This is a genomic window from Massilia eburnea, assembly GCF_009720745.1.
In the GTDB taxonomy this organism is placed as follows: domain Bacteria; phylum Pseudomonadota; class Gammaproteobacteria; order Burkholderiales; family Burkholderiaceae_D; genus Rugamonas; species Rugamonas eburnea.
This window is the reverse complement of the sequence record NZ_WNKX01000054.1, coordinates 1-4,731: the sequence shown is the minus strand read 5'-3', so window position 1 is coordinate 4,731 and position 4,731 is coordinate 1. Positions and strand designations below refer to the sequence as shown.

General features: G+C 49.5%; 5 protein-coding genes and 1 pseudogene. 5 read left to right on the top strand and 1 reads right to left on the bottom strand.

Going from position 1 to position 4,731, the window contains the following annotated elements:
- The first annotated feature begins 170 nt into the window (after window positions 1-170).
- The 4 genes from GM658_RS28495 to GM658_RS28480 all read left to right on the top strand — a co-directional run bounded on the left by GM658_RS28495 (window position 171) and on the right by GM658_RS28480 (window position 3,593).
- A complete protein-coding gene (locus GM658_RS28495; protein WP_155457492.1) occupies window positions 171-554 on the top strand; it encodes a hypothetical protein in 384 nt (127 codons plus the stop codon).
- A 218-nt stretch (window positions 555-772) separates the two neighbouring features.
- Entirely contained in the window at window positions 773-1,318 is a 546-nt protein-coding gene (locus tag GM658_RS28490; RefSeq protein WP_155457491.1) for a hypothetical protein, read from the top strand.
- A gap of 240 nt (window positions 1,319-1,558) precedes the next feature.
- Window positions 1,559-1,783: a hypothetical protein gene (locus GM658_RS28485; RefSeq protein WP_155457490.1), complete on the top strand. Its 225-nt coding sequence runs from the start codon at window positions 1,559-1,561 to the stop codon at window positions 1,781-1,783.
- A 694-nt stretch (window positions 1,784-2,477) separates the two neighbouring features.
- Window positions 2,478-3,593 carry an alpha/beta hydrolase gene (locus GM658_RS28480; RefSeq protein WP_155457489.1) on the top strand — a complete coding sequence of 372 codons (1,116 nt, stop codon included), beginning with the start codon at window positions 2,478-2,480 and terminating at the stop codon, window positions 3,591-3,593.
- Window positions 3,594-3,663: 70 nt separating this feature from the next.
- Here the strand turns inward: GM658_RS28480 and GM658_RS28475 are convergent, their stop codons facing one another.
- On the bottom strand, window positions 3,664-4,290 hold the full coding sequence (locus tag GM658_RS28475; protein ID WP_155457488.1) for a tyrosine-type recombinase/integrase: 627 nt from the start codon (window positions 4,288-4,290) through the stop codon (window positions 3,664-3,666).
- A gap of 188 nt (window positions 4,291-4,478) precedes the next feature.
- Between GM658_RS28475 and GM658_RS29150 the strand changes: the two are divergent.
- Window positions 4,479-4,731 (top strand): annotated as a pseudogene (locus GM658_RS29150) (IS30 family transposase); the annotation flags it as partial.

Sequence of the window (4,731 nt, the reverse complement as noted above, 5' to 3'; positions counted from 1 at the left end):
ACTGAAGACATCACCGGAATGGCAAACATTACGTGAATTGGCCAATCAAGTTCTCGAACAGATGCTGTGGCCAAAGACGCCGCCATCCGTTCGTAGTGACATATACGTGACTCACCGTTAACGGCCAGAACCGGCCCCTAAATTGCGGGCCAAACCAAGTGAAACTGAACATGGATTTTTCCGAGAAACTCAATAGCTGGCTTGCTTCTGTACTCTCACCGGATGTGCCGAGCACTGTAATCGCGTTTTCATTTAATCTCTTCGAACTAGAGTCCGAAGATGCGAAATACGGTATTGAACTGATCGGGACTGACGAGTTTGATCCCGATGATTCGGATTGGGCATGTGATGAAGCCTGGGTGGCAAGTCCTCGGTCGATTTCTATTCCGGGCGAATTTACTAGCGGAGGCTGGGAGGAATGTTTGCGCGACGCCAAGATGATGCTGACGAAGACGCTGGACGAGTCTTCTGGGCCTATCACGAAGCTAAAAGAAACAAGAGCGGTCGCCATTGGATTCGTCGATGGCGACCTTGAATTGATTTGGCAACGCTAGGCTGTAGTCGGCCAAAAGCTGCCGTCGGTGGGCACATTTTTTTTGGGCTTTGAACTTTAACTGTCCCTCTGTTGTTCAATGCATGGTCACATGCAAGTTTTGTCGCTTTTTCTTAGTCAGGGGCCCGCCCAGAATAGCAAAGGCCCCTAAGGGATGAGGGCCCCCGCCCTTCATGTTATATTGTTAAGTCTCGATCTGGAACTCGTTGGGGTTTGCAAATGCTATTTCGATTAGGGCCGCCACTTAATTCGCTGAGCGACTCAGACCTCATCTTGGGCGGCTGGAAGCCGCTTCGACAATTGCCGTTCTGGTTATTCCAACTGTGCGGCATCCTAACAGGTGTTATCGCCGCCATTGCTACCTTGATTTTGTGGAAGCAGTTTCGGCCAGCATATTCTCCGGAATTCGCTGCGCCTTGGCAGATTGTTGGGACGGTGATGATTGCAGTCCTGTTTGCAGGTTTAATACTCCAGGTCGCAGCGCATCCGGGCTATGGACTAACAGACAAAACCACATTGGGTATATGGGTAACGCGTCTCACTCCGTACACTTACTTCGATGGAGTTTTTTCCAAGCGACGATACATATTCGCTTTGCTGATGCCTGTCACCGTATTGGTTGTGTTTCCATTTCTTTCGGCCGCGCTGAGCGGTTGGAATTCCGGATGGTTTATATTCATCTCATGCTCCGGCGCATTTTTTTTGGTTCAGGTCTTCTTCTGGCACTGTCCGCCGCACTGCAACTTCCTACGGGAGCGCGCGTAGCTGGAAGAGGTCTGCAAATTTTCTGGCAGCACCATGACATTGGGACATGATCCAGAAGTCAACTCGGCTGCCGCCACGCCGACACGCAGAAAGCTATTTGCTTGTTGTGTTATTACCGTAGGCTGTTGGCAGAACCCGGCCAGTACCGGCCATTCAACAAAACAAACAACCTAAGGAACGATGGTGGGGCCACTGTCTATTTCATCTGCACGCGCCATGCGAGATGGAGGTATTGATGCCATGGCTGCGCTGAATACTGCCCTGAATTTGGCGCTCGATGGCCTGTCGCCAGAAGAATCGGTTGAGCTGAAAACCACATTCGGCAAGGTAATGGGTGAAGTAGTCTTGGAACTCATCAATCCAGCTATCAAAGCGTTTCCAGAATTAGCAGTTGATGACAAAGCTTGGCGCGATATTGCTGTTGCGCAGGCTGGCGCACGCTTCAAACAAAATGAGAATTCATAAAGCGGGCAACCAAGTGCTGGCCAACCTAGAATATGCAGGAGCGATTCATGATTGAAAAGGAGTGTGCCGCTGAGGTCTACGCTGTGGCGTTGAAATCCATCGCGGGCTTATCTCAGATTCTGACCGTAGTCATGGCCGGTGCTCTAACGATCAATTCGAACTGCTTAGGGAGGGCGCAGGCCGCGCCATAGGCCAGATTCAAATGGGAATCTTAGAACCCTTGATCTTAGAGTTTCCTGATCTTGATGATCTTTCCTGATAGACTCAGATCGGCCAACAGCAGCCGGTCAACTAAACAAATTTCATCTGGAAGGACAGCATGTTAGACCGATTTCTCCCAGAGATTGAGGAACTTCAGGCCGATGGTGCGGTCGTACTCTTGAAATGGGACGGGCAACGCCAAACTAAGCGCGGCACCGTAGTGATTACGAAGTTCGAGGTGGATTATGTCTGGAGGCAGGATACTGACGACATAGCTCAAGCACTACAAACAGCCTTGGCCGATTACAAAGCTACACAAGGCCTATGAATTTTTCCGTTGTCGGCGAGAAACAGACGGAACATGATAATTATCTATTCGACATCAAAAATTTCTGACAAAACGCAATTTGCAGAGGGGCCTTCGCCACAATGCAGCAGTCTAATTACTAAACAATTTCAATAAACCGATATGCGAATCTTCATAAGTTCTATCGTGTTGGCCATTTCGCTTTTAACCTGTTTCTCTACTGCCGTTGCTGAAGATTTCGTTCCCCAAGACCTTAAAATCTGTGAATCGTCGTCATCAGAAAAGCTTTGCAAAGAACCTCTGTTGAATTTTGAGATTGCTGAAATGCAACAAAAACTGGTTTCGAAAAAATTAGAATACAGGATAGAGAAAGATGCTTTGATTGTTATGTTGGAAGCCAACCCCGGTGAGATTACTTCGTATGGCAGGCCATATCTGTGCTGTGAAATTCAGGCTTACTTGGATAAAGTGATCGATAACAAGTACGCGGCAAAGTTTCGCTGGAAGCAATTGGCGAGAGCAAATGTCGACTTGAGCTTTTTGAATATCGAAAGTGAGCAGACTACCTTTCGAATTAATGGCGATACTCAGTTTCCAATGGCTGAGCGGAAACTCAAAAAATCGATTATCGCGGATGCGGGAATGTCGCAGAGTGAAAATTCGTATGTAATCAATGATGATATGGGGGCGCGTAATGTAACGGTAGTCAAGGGGCCAGCCTGCCGCCTTCACCTAACCGGTTGCACAATAATCTATATGCCTGACGGGGAAGGTGTAGCAGAATTAATAGGAAACGCACTGACGAACCATATCGACTTGAGTCATTTTGTATTTGTTGGTGTGCATACTATGGTCGATGGCAGCAACATCCGTATTGAGGAATTGTTATTTGGATATGAGTCGACGAAATTTCGTGCGTTTATGAAGTTTGTAACCTTTGATTTACGACAAAAGATCGAGAACGGAGAGCGGCCAGCTTATAGGTACTCCGCTGGGTACTCTAATGGTGGCGCATGGGCTCTAGACGCATTAACTGAGAATCCTAACTTGTTCGATGGAGCCATCGCTATGTCGCCTGCACAATGGACTTTCCGTGACACTGGGGATTTTTCGAAAAAAAAGGTGTTCATTGGTGCTGGAATGCTCGAGACAAGATTTCATAAAGCAGCTCAATCATATACTGAGGGTTTGAAATTGCGTGGCATGGCAGTCGAGGAAATTTATGTGCCCAGTGGTCATGGAATAAATACTTGGTTAAATATTTGGAACGGGGCATTGATGGCAATTCAGTCGACCAATTAAGAATATATTGGCCGTTGCATCTGTTTTCCGGTCGCCGCAAAGGGGCGGTTTTGGTACCGCCCTGTCTGGCCTAAGCGTCGGTCTGTTCCGCCATTTCGAGTGCGTCGTCAACCTCAATGCCCAGATAGCGTACGGTGCTTTCAAGGCGAGTATGCCCAAGCAGAAGCTGCACCGCTCGCAAGTTTTTGGTGCGACGGTATATCAGCGTAGGTTTCGTCCGGCGCATGGTGTGGGTACCGTATGCCGTCGGGTACAAGCCGATTTCGTTGAACCACTGATGCACAATGCGGGCGTATTGCCTGGTCGAGATATGTGGCGAGTATGTAATCCTGCTGGGGAACAGGAAGTCGGTGCTGCGTAGTCCCGCTGTGGCCATCCATGTGCTGATGCTTTGCCGGGTGCCTTCGGTCAGTTCAAACTGGACCGGTTGTTTGGTCTTCTGTTGAATTACACTTGCCCGCCGGGCGACATGCGAGCCATGGCAGACATCAATGACGCGCAACCGAACAAGGTCGCAGCCACGCAGCTTGCTGTCGATGGCCAAATTGAACAATGCCAGATCCCGTAGTCTTCCGTAGATTTCCAGGCGAACCCGAATTGCCCATATTTCGCTAATGCGAAGTGGCGCCTTCTGACCGACCAGTTTTCCCTTATTCCAGGGAATGCGCGGTTGCGATGCCAGTGAGAGCATGTCCATGATGTATCTCCTTGAAAAGGAGTTCCACTATGCGCCGGCCGCGGTGGAACCATTTACGGCGGACCGTGAGAATTCGCGTATTTTTCGTTCGGGCAAGAATGCTATGCTTTGCTATTGGGCCGCGTGCGGCTGCGGATTCAACCGGTCGACGCAACACACTAAACTGCTAAGGCAGGAGGAGTGTTGCAATGAAACGCAAGCCACGAATCTATTATACGGATGAGCAAAAGGCACTGATGTGGGAGCGTTGGCGAAAAGGCGAGTCCCTACAGCATATTGCTCAACTGTTCGGTCGAAGTCACGGGGCGATTCAGGGAATCCTCATTCGGACTGGTGGGATAAGTCCAGCGCCGCGCTGTCGTTCAAGGCTGGCGCTCACCATATCTGAGCGCGAAGAAATCTCGCGCTCTTTGGTCGCCGGGGCATCGCTTCGCGCGATCG